We start from the raw sequence: 18,131 nt of genomic DNA on the forward strand, positions 1-18,131 counted from the left end.
TCGTGACTACGTATGCGCGTTTACCGCTATAGGTCCTACACCTTTCAATTCAACTGTCGTGCAGCCATCGCGAGCTCGACAACCATGACCTCGGCCCACCGCCCACGAGTCGGGCGCGGCCTGACCAGATTGGCAAGGTCGAAACTCATCGTCGTTGCTGGGACATGAGTGGTGCAGTCAACTCTTCATAGGCCGCGAAGAGCGCTTCTTGTCGATGCAGAAGGGTTGGATTGGTCCTATCGAGCCCGAATGCTCGGTCGACAAGGTGATTGAGCCCGAGGTGGGCCTCCGCGACACTCGTCTTCATCGCGCCGGGCCTGTAGTGGTCCTCGAGGGTCAGTTCCGGGTGCTCAGCGCGTGCGGCGAGAACTTCTCGTCCGGCTTCCTCGATGTCTGCTCGACTCTTGGCGTCGATAGGTCGCAGAGGGAAGTTGTTCCAAGTGATCGTGCTGGAGAAGCGTAGGTCAGACTTCATCCGCCCGCCGATAGTTTTCATCCAAGTCATGAACATGCTGGACGAAGCGATGGCGAAGGCGAAGCCGGTCGGGTCAACCGCCCCGTACACCGTGTTGGAAATAATCGTCTCCCCTGCCAGCTTGCCGACCGGAAGGTAGTCGCGGTTCTCGCTCGAGACCTCGGGAATGCACACGATCGGCTCGTCCGCGGTTATGCCGAACTGGCGGAACAGGTGATGGTGTGGGTAGTCGCGCGTGCTGGCCGCCTTGCTGTCGAGACGCATCTTGCGTACCTCTGCAACCCGCTGCCGTAGTTCGGGGCTGGTGCGGATCTCTTCCTGTGTGGCGTCGACGAGCCAGAGGCACCACCGCCTTCGCCCGTTGATCAGCTCCTTGGAGCCAACGTAGGAGCGCAGGTATCGACGCGCGACCGGATCCTGGGCGACGCTGTCGTACTCGTCAGGTGTGACGATGAAGTTGCCACCGTCGGTTGCCATCGACCCCTTGACCACTTCGGGCATTCCGGGGGACAGCGGTGTGCTCCTCTTGCCGACCAAGACGTTGGAACCGTCGACGAGGTAGGCGTTGATGACGCTGACGGCACGTTCAGTAGGAGCACCCTTCCAGTGGGCGTACTCGAACAAGCGCGGTTTAGAGGCGAGATTTCGAGCGAAGCCGACGATCACGCAGTGCACCGCCGCCCCTCCGGCTGCTTCGGAGGTCCAGGCGAAGGTGCGGTGGGCGGACTTGATCTTCCAGCCTGCGTCGAAGATCTCTGAGAAGAGCCTCTGGGCCTGGTCGCCTTGGGTGATGGAGTTGGTTGTCACGAATCCCCAGAGGCCGTCGTGGTGACGGAAGTACTGGAGTGCCCGCGCGTGCCAGCCGGTGACGTAGTCCATGCGGCTGAGGACCTTGCTTCCGCCCCAGGCTGCCTGCAGCTCATCTAACTGTCGCTTGGTGCGGGTGTGGTCACCGAGGAATGGCGGGTTCCCGGCAACGACGGTGTCCTCACCCGGTGGGCAGACGTCGGCCCAGTTGGTGGTGAGGGCGTTACCGACGACAATGGTGGCCTGTTCCTGGATGGGAAGGCGATCGGGGGCATAACCGAGAGAAGCGGTGAGCTTGAGGTCACACTGACGGTCCACGAGGAACATAGCGGCCTCGGCAATGCGGGCTGGCCACTCGTCGATCTCGATGCCGTAGAAATGATCGAGCGTGACCTTTAGGCCGACGTTGGCCAAGAGCATGGGGTTGTCCCCCGTGATTTGCTGGAGGCGTTCCATGATCGCCAGTTCGAGGTCACGCAGCTCGCGGTAGGCGACGATGATGAAGTTGCCACACCCGCAGGCTGGGTCCATGTATCTGATGCGACCGAGCTTGTCGCGCAGCTTGCGGAGCCGGTCAGCTTCGTACTTGCCAAGGGTCTTGATGTGGTTGAACTCGGCGCGAAGCTCATCAAGGAAGAGCGGATCGAGGGTCTTGAGGATGTTCTCCTCGGAGGTGTAGTGCTCCCCGAGCTGGCGGCGAGTCTCGGGATCACGCACGGACTGGAACATGGAGCCGAAGATGGCTGGGCTGATGGCGGCCCAATCGCGGTCGCATGCTTCGAGCACGACGGTGCGGAACTCCGCGGTCATGCTCGGAGGGAGGGCGATGGCTTCTTCGAAAATGCCGCCGTTGACGTAGGGGAAGTCGGCGAGAGGCTCAGATGTGGCAGCCCGGTCGGTGTCGCTGGTGTCGAGGTGGGCGAAGAGATCGGTGATCCGCTGCCCGATGTCTGAGCCGTCTTGGTTGGTGTGGTTGTAGATGTAGTCGCGGAAGAGGTTGGGCCGCCACATGTCGGTGTCGTCGCCGAACATCAGGAACAGCAATCTGGCGAGCGTGACCGAGATCTGATGATCCCGCTCCGCAGCGGACGTTCGGCCATCGGTGTAAGCGTCTGTCATGGCGGTATACATGCGGGCCATGAGCTTGGACGCGGCCTTGGTTTCGTTCTGCGCTTCGATGTCGAAGGCTTCGCGGACCTTGGCCACGACCTCGTTCACGTTGAGCCCGCGGTCGTGGGGGAGGCGGATGCCGTCGAGCTTGGCTGCGAAGGTGGGGTCGGCGCTGCCGGTGGTGTGCCGGTGGCGGCTCAGGCGGGTGGCGGTACTGTTTCCCGTGACGCGGCGTGCTGGCCAGCGCCACACCTGCGTCTCGTCGTCGTAGAAGATGACGATCCGGTCGGTGCTGTTCTGCGCCAGGAGCCGGTCGATCTCGGCCTCGAGCTTCGACTCGGGCTTCTCGTTGATCGCCCACACCCGTAGGCCCTTGTAGGACGAGACGTTGCTCGCGGTGACGGAGTCTCCGTCGTGGTCGTAGACCACGGGTGGGTGATCGGGTGCGGACCAGTGCAGGTCTTGCAGGAAGAGGCGCTGGTAGTCACGGGCCTCGGTGCGGGCGACGAGCGGGTCGGTCATGCGTTCTGTACCCCCAGTGAGCAGACGATCTTGATGGTGTCGGAGTCTCGGGTGCCGATGACGAGGCGGTCTTCGCTGTGCAGCTGGGCGATGAGTGCTGCGAGGTCGTCGAGGCTGTATTTGTTGCGTCGCGCCTGCGTCAGGCGCACCGTCGCGTGGGCAGTGAGTGGCCGCTCGTGGAGGGCGTCGAGTCCGGGGCCGGCTGCATTGCCGAAGACGGTGCCACCGAGTCGTTGCCAGGTCCACTTTCGGATGCCTTTGAGGTTGCCGGCAGCCAAGGATTCGATGCGCAGGGGTCCGTGGACGAGTGCGGCTTCCCACTCGAAGTGGTCGTCGCGAATCGCCACGGTCGGGGTGGTCGGTTCGGCGCGGAAGAGGGCCATCGCTTCGAGCGGGGTGAGGAGCTTGGTGCTGCCGTGCCCGTCGGGGGTGATGCTGGCGGTGGCGAATGCGTCGACCCCCGATTCGGTCGAGACGAAGCAACTGACCGAGCCGCCTGGTTCGTTGAGGCGCCGGTCGCGGGTGGTGTGGACCATGTCCTGCATGCTCAGGACCTTCTTGGTGATGTCGGGATGCTTGTCCCGCGCTTGGGACCACACCAACCAAGCCTCGCTGACGGCGTCGACGTCGGCCTCGGCTTCCTCGTCATCGCCGACGCGACCCTTGTAGAGGTCGTCGAGGATCCTGACTTCCTCGTCGCCGCCGAAGAAGCGCTCGTCCGAGCCAAAGGCTTGGGCTGCTGCACCCAGGCGGTGCTTGATCCGCTTGCGCAGGTTGATCTGCTCTTCGATCTTCTCGTGGGTGATCAAATAGACGTTAACCACGTCGGACTTCTGCCCGATGCGGTCGACGCGGCCGGCGCGCTGGATGATGCGGATGATCGCCCACGGCAAGTCGTAGTTGACGACGATGTGACTGTCCTGCAGGTTCTGCCCCTCGGAGAGAACATCGGTGGCCACGAGCACATCGATCGGGTCCTTCACCGTAACCGGGGCGGTGGCGTCTTGCCCGGGGAGAAGGTTGGACTCTGGGGAGAAGCGACGGGCAATATCCGACGGATTCTCGCTGTCACCGGTGGCCAACCCGACGTTGTTGATGCCCGCCGCGGTGAGGGCGGAGGCGACGTAGGACGCGGTGTCGCTGTACTCAGTGAACACCAGGACCTTCTGGCCCTTGTGGTCGTGAGCGAGCAGGTCGATGAGCGCGTTGATCTTGGAGTCGCGACTGGCGTCCCAGTTGCCGAACCGGTCGAGCATGTCGTTGATGGCCTCGTTGTCCTGCTCGAGTTCGGCCAGCAGCGTTGGCTTGAAGACACCGGAGTTGATCCAGCGGGTCTTGGCCGGTGCGGAATCGACCATGGCGTCATACCGGGTGGCGAGGCTTCCACCCGTGTCCGCGTTGGCCTCGACGTCCTCGTCGCTGACCATCACCTGCCGGTTGCTCAATGAACCGATAGGAATCGGTTTGCCGGCCTCGATGGCGTAGATGAACAGCTCGTTGCGGGCCCGTTGGCGCTGCAGGGACAGGACGAAGGAGTGCCCCGAGGAGCTGAGCCGCTTGAACAGGCCCATGCGCACAAAACCGCTGACATTGCCACGCCCTGAACGGATGTCTTCGAGGATCGTGCGGTCCTCGTCAGTCTTACGTGCTTTGGGGTCCTCGTAGTCCGCGAGCCGGTATCGGGGCAGCGCAAGATCACGAACAGCGTCGAGAGTGCTCTCGTCTTCCATCAGCCGGGCCGGGTCGTCCCTGCTGAAAGGGTGGCTGATCGGGGTGGCGACGCGGGTGGGGAAGTGGAACTTCGCGCCGTTGGCGAACTGCAGGTACTCCCGTTCCACGGGCGAGCCGTCCGGGCCGCGCACCGTTTCGGTGCGGGCGGTGCGCTTGATGAAGGAGCGGGTGCGGCGGATGAGGTGATCACTCATCAGCCGTCGCCAGTCCTCGGGCTCCTCCGACAGGCGGAAGGCAGCCAAGGTGTCGATCTTGCCATCGACCTTGGACCGCAGGTTCGGGTCCTTGGCCAAGGCCGCGCTGGGTGTGAAGCCCAGGTCGTCGTCCTCGTCGATGTACAGGGCGAGCTGGTTGGCCACGTCGGTGAAGGCCAAGTTGTACGGGGTCGCGGTCAACAACAGCACCTTGGAGTTGTTGGCGCGGATGTAGTCGTGGATGGCCTCGTAGGCGACGGTGCTGTTGTTGCGCAGGTTGTGCGACTCGTCGCAGATGACGAGGTTGAACCTCTTCAGTTCCGGCAGCACCTTCTCAGCCATGGAGTAGGGCACCACGCGGCCGGTGATGTCGTACTTCTCGAGGTGCTCGTTCCACATCTTCTCGAGGTTCTTGGGGCAGAGCACGAGGGTGGAGTAGTCCTCGGCGGCCTGCAGCATCAGCGCGGTTGCGACGGCGGTCAGTGTTTTGCCCAGGCCGACGACATCGCCGAGCATGGTGCCCCCACGGCGCACGATGCGTCGGGAGAGGGTGCGCACTGCGTTCTCCTGGTAGTCGAGCAGCAGGGTGCTCATCGACTTCGGAAGGACATAGCCCATGCCATCCCGGGCGTCTTGGCTCAAGGCGTGGCAAACCTTCAGGTAGACCTCGAAGGGGGTGGGCTGGTCCTGCTCGGCCCACGAGTTGGCGATCAGCTCGATGATCTCTTCGGAGATGGGCAGCGAGAAGGGGTCCTCCCACTGCTCGTCGAACCAAGTGGCCAGCTTCGCGGTTGCGTCGGAGTCCTGAACGTCGATGTTCAACTCGAGGTTGTTGTGCAGGCCGGCGCCGGTCAGGTTGGAGGACCCGACGTAGCCCCACTTGCTCGCGAACGGATCATCCGGTGCGTGGAAGATGTACGTCTTTCCGTGAAGAGGTCGCTGGGTGAACACCTTCATCTGGACCCGGCCCGTCTGGAGCTGGCCCTTGAGCGTCTGGAGGGTCTGCTGACCCTTGACGGTAGCCAAGCCGCGCATCAACTGATTGCGCAGGTGCTTGACGAGCTGGTCGCGCCGCTCTCGGGCCCTGTCCATGTCGACGATGTCCGCGCCGTAGGCAGGCGGCTGCACCTCCTCCTTGAGGGAGTCCAGCAGCTGCTGTGAATCCGCCGGGGCAACCATCCCCACCAGCACCCGCGCCACCGGAGGATCGCCTTCCACGAACGCCTTGGCCTCGACCACGTCCGCGAACGAGTCCCAACCCCTCAGGTCCAGGTATCCGGTCGCCGCGTCGACCGTCTCGAAGTGCTCAAGCGAGGTGCGCAGAGCCGGACCAAGCATGGTTGCGTGGTTCAGGTTGTCGTAGATGTGGGGCACTCAAGGTCCTTCTGAGTTGCAGGTGCAGGGGTCAAGCAGGGCGGAGAAAGGAATGGGTCTTGGGCGATGAGCTTCGGGGATAGCGCCCTGGGCCACGACAGCGATGTGACGCTCGAGCCACGGCAGATAGTCGATCTCGCCTTGGAGAGCTAGCCGCTCAGGCGGCTGTTCTTCGCGGTCAAGTCGCTTACGCGTCTGTGCGACCGACATGCTCGTCCACCTTCCCCACGCAGCGATGCAACTCGGCGGCAGCCTACTGGCGGACCCACTGTTCGGCAGTCGTCAGCCGCGCTTCGTAGTACGACTGTCACCACCGTCGGGACGCGATGGCGGCCATGGCACCACCACAGGCCATGGCCGCCATCCGTCCCGACGGGTGACGTGAGAAACCACTGTGGAGTTGACAAGAAGCACCGGCTTCGCGAGCCGCACCCGATAGATGTGTCCGGCGCACGTCCACTTGCGCAATCACCCCGGGGTGAGTCGCTCCGAGGTCCCGTCACCACCCATCAGTTCGGCGTAGCCCTTGTGGGCGACACCAGCGCCGCTACTGGTCTCTCGTGAGCGCGGCCGCGCTCCGCGTCACCCCTCCAACCCGGTAGGGGACGCCAACCCGAAATGGGGCAACAAATGAGCAAGAACCACAAGCCGGTGCAGTGGAGTCTTCGACGGTGGCTCCGCCGCCGCGAGACCCTCGCCCTGCGCTACCTCGACATGAGGGCGCACAACCAGATGGGTCTCCAACCCGTCCACCAGTCGCTGCGGCGGACCGAACTGAAGATCGGGTCGATGTGGCCCGACCTCTACGACGACTTCGTCGAGCGGTGGGCCGAGTTCGACAACGCCCACCGGCACCAGCCACGCGATTTCCGCGAGGGGTGCATCTACTGCTTGCTGGACAAGGTTCGGCGGCAGTCGCCGTCGCTGAACGCTGCTTGAGCTGACTCGAGCCCACGACACCAGTCGTGCGTTCACCAAGCACACCAGAAGGGGCGGGCCGCACGGCCCGCCCCTTCTCTGCGCTCGTTCCATTCACAACCCGGCCTCGGCGCCACCATCCTCTCCAATCATCCGGCGGTGAAGGGAGACCATGCGACGCCAGGCGAGGCGGTCTCGGAGGGAGCCATTGATCAGCGGCAAGTCGATTTCGGGCTGGTAGGTCCACAACGGGAACACGGCCCCTTCGCGCCAGGCGGCGGCGACCCAGACGTACCCGAGGTGGTAGCCGTAATCCAGTCCCGTGAATCGTCCATCGGTCTCGTAGGTCATGGACGGGAGAATGCCGACGAAGGAGGAAAGGCCATCCGCTGATCCCTCGTCGCGCATCACGGTGTGTTGGTATCCAGCCCGCCAGTTGCGCGCCAGACTGAACTTCACGCTGGGGCACTCGGGCGCGCCATCCAGAAACTCGATGAGATCCACTGGGACCGACAGGTCGTACGAATCGAGCAAGCAGCCCAGCTGCTTGCCGAAGTAGCGCGCCAGGTCGGCCGCCTCCTGCTCCCAACGGGCGCCGAAGAGGTCCTGCCATCGCAGCCGGCACCATCGCATCATTTCGTCCACGTTGGCGACCACGAAGTCCTCGAAGCGGTCATGGGCTCTGTCGAACGGTTGACTGCGCGCGTTGTTGCAGGAGGCACACAGGTTCACGGGCCAACGGACCTCCGAGCCCTTCTTCAAGCTACGCAGTTCTCCCTCGTAGCGAGTGCTCTTCTTGAACACGTTGCGTGGATCACGACTTCCGTCGTCGTTGGTGGCTACTCGTTGCAGTGAGCGGGCCTTGATTTTGTGCTCCGCCGTGGTTGCCGGCGCGCCACACCACCAGCATCTCGTCGAAGGCCTCGGACCGTCGCGCCGCGCCCACCTCGTCGGTCCGCTCTCCCTCGCAGTCACGCACCCGATCATCGCTGACTGACCCGACAACCGTCGTGACGGGCGACCGTCTGCCCAGTCCCGGTTGCCAGTCACGTTCCCCCGACGAGGGGATTGACGCACCGGGAAGTGTCCGGACGGTACAGGTCCATGACGACTACTACTTCACTCAATGTCCTGTCCGATGCCGACTTCGCCGCCCGCATGGCCACCTACCGACCCAACGGTCTCGAGCCCGAGGTCTGGGATGAGTGGGCCGACGAGGTCGCTGACATCGTCCGTGCCGCTGAGCCCTCCAGCGCCCAAGACCTGACCTACTTGCTGGGAGTTGTATGCGGGTACCTGCGGTGGTCCACGCCTGTCCACGGCACCAACGACTTCGCAGCCCAAGTCACCGAGGACCTGATCACTCAGTACCTCAAGCGGCTCGAGCGGGCCGGCACCGCGGTCGGCACTCTCGAGAACCGTCGCAGCCAGCTTCTGCGTGTCCACCGGGGCTTGGCAGGACTGCCGACGCGCAAGGCGATCATGCGCGGACGCTCCCCGTACACGGCGCCGTACTCGCCCAGCGGAGTCCATGCCCTACGCGCAATCTGCGCACCCTCGGAGGAGCTGCAGGTCCTCCTCCGCATCTTGGACGACCGCACGCTGACCACCTCCGAGGTGATGGACCGGCTCAAGGGAGTGGCGACAGACCGCCTGCGTGAGGATTTCGCCCGCGCCGGACTGAAGTGGAGCCGCGAGCGGTGGAGAGTCACCTGGGCTGCCGGTTTGGTGAACGACGAAGCGGACTTCGTCACTCTCGCCCTTCGGCACGGTTTCAGTCGCAATGACTGCGAGCGCTTCCTTGCCCATCACCCGGCTACGCCAGGCACGCCTCTGCAGCTGCGCGGCTGACCCACGGACATCGCAATCCCCGCCAGAAATTTTTCCTGGCGGGGATTGCCGTACCGCTTCCGGTGCGCACCGTTCCGGTTTGTCCCCACCACCGGGGACCGCCAACCAACCGGAGGCCAACATGTCGAATAACCAACTCGTCGCGCGTCGCAAGCGCACTCCCCGCACCCAGAGCGGGGCTGCTTCGCTGCGTGCCCGAGAGGAAGCACTCACCGCTGCACCCGAACCGCTGCCCGCGGAGTACCTGGAGTGGCTGCGCACGACGTACAAGTCCAAGAAGGTCACCGAAACCGAGCTGGCCCGCATGCGGCCGGCGATCGTCGAGGCGATGACGCACTGCCCCGGCCGGGGCATGCGCAGCATGGAGCTGCGCACCAGTCAGGTCGTCACCCTCCTGATGTGGGCCAAGCAGGTTCGCGGCCTGACCGACGTCGCGCAGATCTTCACCCGTGAGCACATCGAGGACTTCTGCAGCACGGCGTTGTCGACTGTCAGCGAGAAGACCCGCTCGGACTACCGCGGCCGGCTGCGTCCGATCGCTGATTCCCTCCACCCCGAGACCGCGCCCGAGCCTGCGCCGGTGCTGCGCCGCAAGGACGTGCAGGGGCCGTACACGCCCGACGAGATGAACGTCATCCGGCGGGCAATCCTGGTCCAGCCCACTGACGAGCTCGTGCGTCAGCTGTGCGTGTGCGTCGGACTCGGCGTCGGGGCGGGCATCAACTCCTCCGAGCTGAAAACCATCAGGACCAGCGACGTGCACCTCGAGGCTGACGGCGCCGTCCGTGTTGAGATCCGCGGCGACAAGGCTCGCACCCTGTGGGTGCACCGCGACTGGGAGGACGTCGCCGCCCGCGGGGTGCAGGGACGCGCAGCCAACGCCCTCCTGCTCGGCGAGAACCCTAACCGCCGCAACGTCACCAGCAACCTCTTTCAGCGCGCCCACCTCTACGGCGACGTCCCCGAACTGTCCCAGGACCGCCTGCGCGCAACATGGATCGTGGGCCACCTGAACCGGGCCACGCCCTTCTCCGTGCTCTGCCACGCCGCGGGCCTGTCATCCACCCGCGCCCTTTTCGATCTGCTCGAGTTCGTCACCGTCGCCCCGGCCAAGGGTGCCCTGCGCGGGGAGGGACGATGACCAAGTCGACGAACCGCCGTCCTTCGCCATCGGAGGGCCAGACCATCCAAGCACTGCTCACGCACGTGGAGCGGCTCGAGTGGGTCCTCGACAACGCTCGAATCGCCGACCCCGAGGACCCCAACGCAGAGGTCGACGCGGTCGAGCTGCTGGGTCGCTTCGAGCGTGCCAGCAAACGCGGCTGCAAGAAGCAAGGAGTTACCGTCCGACTGTTCCTGCTCCTGCTGCTGCTCTGCTGCCGGTTCCACACCAAGAGCGTGACCATCACGGCCATGCACGATCTGGCTGTGGGCAACCTTCCGCGTGACACGCAGTGGCGGCTGGGCATCCTCACCCGCAACCGCGCCGGAGAGACGCGCGTGATGACCGCCAAACAGCTGAACACCATCGCCCAGAACATCCACAAGAACCTCGACCCGCAGTCCGCCGTCGATGCCGACGAAGCGGCATTCCGGCGCAGGAACCTTGCCGCGGTCCGGGACGCACTCGTGACAGCCACGCACGTCGTGCCCCGACAGGGGTCCTCTTTCGCCGTCGACGAGACAGGGGTCTGGAGCTGGACGAAGTCCAACCGCAACCCCACACACACCCCGGACGTCGTAATCCTCGACGAGGACGAGCACGAGGTGGCCGCCGAACTCGATACCGATGCCCGCCCGGCCACCGGCATCTCCACCACGGAACGAAATGCACGTCAGGACGCCAAGATGTGCGCCTTCGCGGCCTGGGGCTCCAAGACCCACAAGACCGGCGGAGCATCCAGCTACTTCGGGTATGCCCTGCACGCACTCATCCGTGTGCCGGACATGGTCAAGCGAGGCGGGGTCCACGCTTCCGACCCCTATCGCGAGCCGCTGCTGATCGAGCAGTTCGCCCTCACCCCCGCCAGCACCGACATTGTCGACGTCACTCTTGGCATGATCCGCACCGTCGTGAGTCGCGGCACGACCATCCAAGATCTCATCGGAGACCGTCACTACAGCTACAAGAAGTACGAGCGGTGGGCCCTGCCGCTGGCGCAACTGGGCATTCGCCAGGTCCTCGACATGCGCGCCAGCGACCACGGGCCCAAGGACTACAAGGGCGCTGTAGTCATCGACGGCACCCCGCACTGCCCGATGGTCCCCCAGGCCCTCCGACGCATCGACCGGCCTGGTCTTGGCGCCACCCGCGATGAGATCGAACGCTACGAGCACCAAATCGAGGAGCGACAGCATTACGCGATGGCACGCAAACAGACTGCCCAGCAAAACCGTGATGGCAAGACTCGGTGGCTGTGCCCCGCGGCGGCCGGCAAACTCGGCTGCGCCAAGGTCGACGCCAGCATCACGGTCGCCCACGGCAAGGGGAAGCCTGTCGTCCGTCCCAGTGACAAGGTCACCAGCAGTTCCGCCTTCTGTGGAAGCAAGCCCTCTGTGGTCCAGATCCCTGCTCACCCCGTCATGAAGTATCAGCAGGAGGAGTACTACGGGCTCGGGGTCTGGAACGTCAGTTGGAACCGCCGCACCTACGTCGAAGGCGTCTTCGGCAACCTGAAAAACCAGTCGACACGCACCATCAAGCGCGGCTTCACCCGCTTCATCGGCGAACCACTGATCACCCTCGCCCTGACCGCCCAGGCCGTCGACTACAACCTCAAGGAACTCGAGGACTGGTGCATCCGGGCACAGGCACACCTGCCCAACCACCAGCCCACGCAGGACTTCTTGAACCACCCGTTGCACACCGCGCACACCGAGCACGAGTTCGGCTTCATGATGCTCACCGCCGAGCAGCAGGCGGACGTCGATCACCGACACGGCGCGATCGACTCGCCGGCCAACAAAGCCGCCTGATCCATCAACACCATGAACAACAACGAGGGCCGCACCCACACAGTGGGAGCGGCCCTCGTCGTTTACGGGTGCTGGAATTCGGGCAACACTTCTACCGAATTCGGGCAACACCCCGGTGAGCCGATGACGGGAATCGAACCCGCGTGTCCAGCTTGGGAAGCTGGCGCTCTACCATTGAGCTACATCGGCGAGCGCCCCACGATGAGGCGCGACGGACATCGTATCCCACCGGTGAGCTCTGGCCTCCACGGTCCCTGAGGTGCGAGCACTGGCATGTGCCGGAGGTCACCACCGATCACCTTGCGGGACAACGCGATCGAGGCGGACGATACGAGACGACCGCGGTAAGCAAGCGCTCACCTAGCGCGTACCGGCCGCATGACCGTCCAGCTCGCAAGGAGAGACACCCCCACATGGGTCACTACAAGAGCAACCTGCGCGACATCGAGTTCAACCTCTTCGAGGTCTTCGACCGCCAGGACGTCCTCGGCCAGGCCCCGTACGATGAGGTCGACGCCGACACCGCCCGCGAGATGCTCAAGGAGGTCGCCCGGCTCGCCGAGAACGAGCTGGCCGAGTCCTTCGCCGACGCCGACCGCAACCCGCCGGTCTTCGACCCCGAGACCTCCACGGTGACCATGCCAGAGTCCTTCGCCAAGGGCTACCAGGCCTACGTCGACTCCGGCTTCTGGTCCGTCGACGCCCCTGCCGAGTACGGCGGCACGACCGCTCCCCCTTCGCTGAAGTGGGCGATGAACGAGATGGTCCTCGGCGCCAACCCGGCCATCGCGATGTTCGCCGCCTCCTACTCCTTCGGCAACCTGCTCAACATCCTCGGCAACGCCGAGCAGCGCAAGCTCGCCCGCTGGATCATCGAGAAGGGCTGGCACTGCACCATGGTGCTGACCGAGCCCGACGCCGGCTCCGACGTCGGCGCCGGTCGCACCAAGGCCAGCGACAACGGCGACGGCACGTGGAACGTCACCGGCGTCAAGCGCTTCATCACCTCCGCCGAGTCGGACATGACCGACAACGTCATCCACTTCGTCCTCGCCCGCCCGGAGGGCGCCGGCGCCGGTACGAAGGGCCTGTCCCTCTTCATCGTCCCGAAGTACCACGTCGACCTCGAGACCGGTGAGCTCGGCGAGCGCAACGGCGCCTACGTCACCAACGTCGAGAAGAAGATGGGCCTGAAGGTCTCGACCACCTGCGAGGTCACCTTTGGCGAGAAGGAGCCGGCCATCGGCACCCTCCTCGGCGACGTGCACGACGGCATCGCCCAGATGTTCCGCGTCATCGAGCACGCCCGGATGCTCGTCGGCACCAAGGCCATCGCCACCCTCTCGACCGGGTACCTCAACGCACTCGAGTACGCCAAGCAGCGCGTGCAGGGCCCGGACCTGACTCAGCAGACCGACAAGTCCGCCCCGCGGGTGACGATCACCCACCACCCCGACGTGCGCCGCAGCCTCATGCTGCAGAAGGCCTACGCCGAGGGCCTGCGCGCCCTCGTGCTCTTCACCGCCACCCAGCAGGACACCGTCGACATCGCCGAGCGGCAGACCGGCGAGACCGACCACCCGGGTGAGATCCCCGCGGACTCCCTCGCGGCGATGGCCGGCAAGGTCAACGACCTGCTCCTGCCGATCGTCAAGGGCCTGGGGTCCGAGCGGGCCTGGGTCCTGCTCGGCACCGAGTCGCTGCAGACCCTCGGCGGCTCCGGATTCCTCCAGGAGTACCCGATCGAGCAGTACGTGCGCGACGCGAAGATCGACACCCTCTACGAGGGCACGACCGCGATCCAGGGCATGGACTTCTTCTTCCGCAAGATCATCCGGGACCAGGCCACCGCGCTCGGCACCCTTGCCGCGCAGATCCAGGAGCTGGCGAAGGACGTCGACGCCCAGGGCGGGGAGCTGCGCCACGAGCGCGAGCTGCTCGGCAAGGCCCTCGAGGACACCCAGGGCATCATCGGCGCGATGGTCGCCCCGCTCATGGCCTCCGACCCGCGGCAGGAGGGCGGCGACGTGACCAACCTCTACAAGGTCGGGCAGAACACCACCCGCCTGCTCCTGGCGGCCGGTGACCTCGTCGTCGGCTGGCTGCTCATGCGCCAGGCGGCCGTCGCGCACGACGCGCTCGCTGCCGGCGCCAGCGAGAAGGACCGCGACTTCTACACCGGCAAGATCGCCGCGGCCCGGTTCTTCGTCACCCAGGTCCTCCCCCGCCTCGCCTCGGAGCGGGCGATCGCCGAGTCGACGGACAACGCGCTCATGGAGGTGCCGGAGGCCGCCTTCTGACCTCCGTCACCACGCGCGAAGGGGTGGGAGCCGCCGATGCGGCTCCCACCCCTTCGTCGCCTGGTCGGGTCAGCGGTCCCGGTCGACGTGGACCTCGTCGTACTGGTCACCGGTGCGGGGGTCACGGTTGGTGACCCGACGCTCGGTATAGCCGCGCGGGCCGCGGTCGCGCATCACGAGGGAGAGCAGGATGGCGAGCACGCCACCAGCCATGAAGATGTAACCGATCATCTCCAGGTTGATCCCCTCGAAGGCGTCCGCGCCGATGGCGAAGGAGAGGACGGCGCCGATGACGAGCAGGGCGATGCCGAGTCCGATGTACATGTGCACCTCCGGTGCGTCAGGGTCCACGAGAGCGTGGCGACTACCCACGAGTATGCCCTGCTCACGCCCCGACGGCGGGGATCTCAGCGCCGGGACTGCTCGCGGGCCCGCTCGCCCATCTGCTGCAGCCGGGCGTTGTAGGCCGCCAGCTCGGCCTCGCCGTCGCGGTCCGCGCGCCGGTCCAGCCGCCGGGTCTCGCGCTCGTCGCTGCGCATCCACTGCCACGCCACCGCGACCGCGAGCACGAGCGTCGGGACCTCACCGACCCCCCACGCGATCTCGCCCCCGGTGCGCTGGTCGGCGAGCGGGTCCGGGATCCACGGCACGTCGAGCACCCCGTAGAACTCCGGGGCGAGCAGCACCTCGCTGCGGGTGAGGATCACCCCGAAGAAGGCGTGGAAGCTGATCGTGATGAAGAGGACGACGAGCAGCGCCAGCGGCGGCCACCGCTTCGGCCCCGGGTCGATCCCGATGAGCACCCAGGTGAAGACGTACCCGCTGAGCAGGAAGTGCACCATCATCAGCACGTGCCCGGAGTGGGTGCTCATGCCCAGCTCGAGCAGCGGGCTGTAGTAGAAGAGCGCCATGCTGAAGAAGAAGATCGCCGCCGCCACCGCGGGGTTGGCCACGACCTGCAGGTAGCGCGAGTGCACCGCGGCAAGGAGCAGCTCGCGGGGCCCGAGCGTCTTGTCCTTGCGCGCCGGCAGCGCGCGGAGCGCGAGGGTGATCGGGGCACCCGGCACGAGGAAGAGCGGCACGATCATCGCCACCGCCATGTGCGAGATCATGTGCCAGCTGAATGAGACCTTGCCGAAGACGCCGGCCGCGCCGCTCGTCGCGTAGACGAAGAGCAGCCAGCCCACCACCCACGAGACCGTGCGCAGGAGGGACCAGGCGTCCCCCCTTCGCCGTAGTCGGACCACCCAGCGCAGGTACTGGACGACGGCAACCGCGGCGACCCCCAGCCACAGCCAGTCGACCTGCCAGTCGGTCAGCCAGCTCGCCGCGCTCGGCGCGCCCGGGTCGGGGTAGCCGGTGAGGGCGTAGATCGTGGAGTCGGGAGTCTCGACGAGCACCTCCGCGGGCGGTGGGGTGCGACCGATCGCCGCGCCGATCCCGAAGGCGCCGCCCATGACGGCCAGCTCACCGAGGACAAGACGGGCGAAGGGGGCAGCCTCCCCCTCCTCGAGCCGGTCGACGAACCTGCGACGGTGCCACCAGCCGAAGACGCCGAGGGCCACCCCCAGGGCCAGCTTGATCGCGAGCAACGCCCCGTAGCGGGTGAAGAGGTTGTCCCAGGCGACGAGGTTGATCCACGCGAGGAGCAGGCCCGAGGCGATGATGCCGACGTAGCACCAGGCGGCGGCCACCGAGTAGCGGCGCACCGAGATGGCGAGGTGCGCGCCGAGGTCGCGGCGCAGCCAGGCCAGGGCGGCCAGACCGCCGACCCAGATCGTCGCGGCGAGCAGGTGCACCCCGAGGGCGTTGACCCCGGACATGTGGTCCAGTGCGGCCGCGGAGTGGCCGGTCAGCGCGAGCGGGATGAGCGCGAAGCAGGCCCCGAAGAAGGCCCACGCGAGCACCGCCTTGGAGTCGCTGCCCACCGCCGCGAGGAGGACCGCGGCGACGACGATCGCGGAGATGAGGTTCATCCGCAGCAGCTCGAGATCCCAGACGACGGGCAGCATCTGCCCGAGGAGGTCCGGGCTGGTGAGCGGCAGCCCCGCGAGGTCGGCGAAGGTGAGCACGACGAGGGCGAGCAGGCATGCCAGCCACACGGCGCCCGAGATCATCGCGACCCGTGCCGCGCTGGCCCGGCGCCGGGTCCGCGTGGTCTCGGGCACGACGAAGGCCGCGACGAAGAGGAAGCCGACGGTCAGCGCCGCAGCGACGTCGTGCACCGCGGTGAGCACCGGGATGCCCCAGCGCACGACCGCGCCCGGGTCGCCGGCCTCGTAGGCGAGCGTCGCGCTGCCGAGCACCGCGCCGACGACGACCGCGACGAGCGTGGCCGCCGCGAGCACGCCGACGGCGAGCGGGCCGCCGCGCCGCTGGGCGAGCGAGGGTGAGGGCATGGCAGCACACTAGATCTGCCGCCGGCCCCGCTCGGACCTGGGGTCTTCAGGCCCAGACGAGCGCCTGCCCCGGGTCGTGCAGGAGGGCGGCGAGGTCGGCGAGCACCTTGCTGCCGAGCTCGCCGTCGACGAGCCGGTGGTCGAAGGAGAGCGCGAGCTGGGTCACCCAGCGCGGCTCGATCGACTCGACGCCGTCGCGCTGGACCACCCAGGGCTGGCGCCGCACCGCCCCGAAGGCGAGGATCGCCGCCTCGCCGGGGTTGAGGATCGGCGTGCCGGTGTCGACGCCGAAGACCCCGACGTTGGTGATCGTCACCGTGCCCCCGGCGAAGTCGGCCGGGGTGGTCTTGCCCTCGCGCGCGGTGGCGACGAGCTCGGCCATGGCGTCGGCCAGCTCCCGCATCGACATCGCGTCGGCCGCCTTGATGTTCGGCACGACGAGCCCGCGGGGGGTCGCTGCCGCGATGCCGAGGTTGACGTCGCGGCTGTAGACGATCTCCTGGGCGTCCTCGTCCCAGGAGGCGTTGACCTCCGGGTTGCGCCGGATCGCCAGGCAGAGCGCCTTGGCCACGACGAGCAGCGGCGTCACCTTGGTGTCGCGGAAGGCCTTGTCGCCCTTGAGCCGCTCGACCAGCTCCATCGTCGCCGTGACGTCGACGGTGATGAACTCCGTGACGTGCGGGGCGGTGAAGGCCGAGGCCACCATCGCCTCGGCGGTGCGCTTGCGCACCCCCTTGATCGGCACCCGGGTCTGCTCAGGGGCGTCGCCCGCCCGGGAGGCGGTGCGCTGGGAGTCCTGCGACGAGCCACCATCTGCCGGCGATGCGGACGCCGCGGCCTGCACGTCCTCGCGGGTGACGACGCCACCGTCGCCGGTGGGCGTGATCGAGGCGAGGTCCACGCCGAGGTCCTTGGCCAGCTTGCGCACCGGAGGCTTGGCCAGCGCGCGGGCCCGCTCGCCGGTCGCCTGCTCCGGGGCCCGCTCGGGATCGGGCGAAGGGGTGGGAGGCGCCGCCTGCGGCTCGGCGCCCGCCTCCGGGGAGTCTCCCGCCGGACCGGGCTGAGCCGCCCCCTTCGCCCCTCCGCGGCGGGCGCGACGCTTCGTCGACCCCGCCTTCGCGCCGTAGCCGACGAGGTTCGGCCCCGAGGACTCGTCGCCCCCTTCGCTGCTCGGGGTCTGTCCAGACTCGCCGGACTCGGCGGAACCACCGTCCGGGTCGGCCGGGGCGTCACCGCCGGTGTCGATGACGATGATCGGCGAGCCCACCTCGACGGTGTCGCCCTCGCTGGCCAGCAGCTCCACGACCGTGCCCGCGAAGGGGATCGGCAGCTCGACCAGTGACTTGGCGGTCTCGACCTCGACGACCATGTCGTTGACCTTCACCTCGTCGCCGACGGCGACCCGCCAGGTCACGAGGTCGGCCTCGGTCAGGCCCTCACCGGGGTCAGGGAGGTTGAACTTCTGCATCGCCAT

The 18,131-nt window shown here is 66.6% G+C and carries 11 protein-coding genes and 1 tRNA gene; 5 read left to right on the top strand and 7 right to left on the bottom strand.

Annotation, left to right across the window (positions count from 1 at the left end; all coding sequences use genetic code 11):
- Positions 1-145 precede the first annotated feature (145 nt).
- Together FB557_RS06960 and FB557_RS06965 are read right to left on the bottom strand one after the other, a co-directional pair.
- Positions 146-2,914 (bottom strand): class I SAM-dependent DNA methyltransferase, encoded by a 2,769-nt coding sequence (locus FB557_RS06960; protein WP_144856878.1) that lies wholly within the window; start codon positions 2,912-2,914, stop codon positions 146-148.
- Positions 2,911-6,213 (bottom strand): helicase-related protein, encoded by a 3,303-nt coding sequence (locus FB557_RS06965; RefSeq protein WP_144856879.1) that lies wholly within the window; start codon positions 6,211-6,213, stop codon positions 2,911-2,913. The genes FB557_RS06960 and FB557_RS06965 overlap by 4 nt, the downstream gene beginning before the upstream one ends.
- 630 nt (positions 6,214-6,843) lie before the next feature.
- Here FB557_RS06965 and FB557_RS06970 point away from each other — a divergent pair.
- On the top strand, positions 6,844-7,152 hold the full coding sequence (locus tag FB557_RS06970; protein WP_144856880.1) for a hypothetical protein: 309 nt from the start codon (positions 6,844-6,846) through the stop codon (positions 7,150-7,152).
- Between the two features lie 93 nt (positions 7,153-7,245).
- Here FB557_RS06970 and FB557_RS06975 read toward each other — a convergent pair whose 3' ends face one another.
- Complete coding sequence (locus FB557_RS06975) at positions 7,246-7,935, bottom strand: hypothetical protein (RefSeq protein ID WP_144856881.1); 690 nt, start codon at positions 7,933-7,935, stop codon at positions 7,246-7,248.
- Between the two features lie 300 nt (positions 7,936-8,235).
- On the opposite strand from FB557_RS06975, the gene FB557_RS06980 reads away from it, so the two are divergent.
- The 3 genes from FB557_RS06980 (at position 8,236) to FB557_RS06990 (ending at position 11,958) form a co-directional block, all read left to right on the top strand.
- Entirely contained in the window at positions 8,236-8,982 is a 747-nt protein-coding gene (locus FB557_RS06980; protein ID WP_144856882.1) for a hypothetical protein, read from the top strand.
- A 121-nt stretch (positions 8,983-9,103) separates the two neighbouring features.
- Complete coding sequence (locus tag FB557_RS06985) at positions 9,104-10,123, top strand: hypothetical protein (RefSeq protein WP_144856883.1); 1,020 nt, start codon at positions 9,104-9,106, stop codon at positions 10,121-10,123.
- Positions 10,120-11,958, top strand: a complete 1,839-nt coding sequence (locus tag FB557_RS06990; RefSeq protein ID WP_144856884.1) for a hypothetical protein — start codon at positions 10,120-10,122, stop codon at positions 11,956-11,958. The genes FB557_RS06985 and FB557_RS06990 overlap by 4 nt, the downstream gene beginning before the upstream one ends.
- A 118-nt stretch (positions 11,959-12,076) precedes the next feature.
- On the opposite strand, the gene FB557_RS06995 is transcribed toward FB557_RS06990, so the two are convergent.
- A tRNA-Gly gene (locus FB557_RS06995) sits at positions 12,077-12,147 on the bottom strand.
- Between the two features lie 224 nt (positions 12,148-12,371).
- Between FB557_RS06995 and FB557_RS07000 the strand changes: the two genes are divergently transcribed.
- Positions 12,372-14,258: an acyl-CoA dehydrogenase gene (locus FB557_RS07000; protein WP_144856885.1), complete on the top strand. Its 1,887-nt coding sequence runs from the start codon at positions 12,372-12,374 to the stop codon at positions 14,256-14,258.
- 69 nt (positions 14,259-14,327) lie between these two features.
- Here FB557_RS07000 and FB557_RS07005 read toward each other — a convergent pair whose 3' ends face one another.
- The 3 genes from FB557_RS07005 to FB557_RS07015 form a co-directional block, all read right to left on the bottom strand.
- On the bottom strand, positions 14,328-14,582 hold the full coding sequence (locus FB557_RS07005) for a DUF6458 family protein (protein ID WP_144856886.1): 255 nt from the start codon (positions 14,580-14,582) through the stop codon (positions 14,328-14,330).
- 83 nt (positions 14,583-14,665) lie between these two features.
- The gene (locus FB557_RS07010; protein ID WP_144856887.1) at positions 14,666-16,657 is read right to left on the bottom strand and encodes a bifunctional copper resistance protein CopD/cytochrome c oxidase assembly protein; all 1,992 of its coding nucleotides are present in this window, start codon (positions 16,655-16,657) and stop codon (positions 14,666-14,668) included.
- A 46-nt stretch (positions 16,658-16,703) separates the two neighbouring features.
- On the bottom strand, positions 16,704-18,131 hold the full coding sequence (locus FB557_RS07015) for a dihydrolipoamide acetyltransferase family protein (RefSeq protein WP_144856888.1): 1,428 nt from the start codon (positions 18,129-18,131) through the stop codon (positions 16,704-16,706).

The sequence above is a fragment of the Marihabitans asiaticum genome (assembly GCF_007828725.1).
Taxonomy (GTDB): Bacteria; Actinomycetota; Actinomycetes; order Actinomycetales; family Dermatophilaceae; genus Marihabitans; species Marihabitans asiaticum.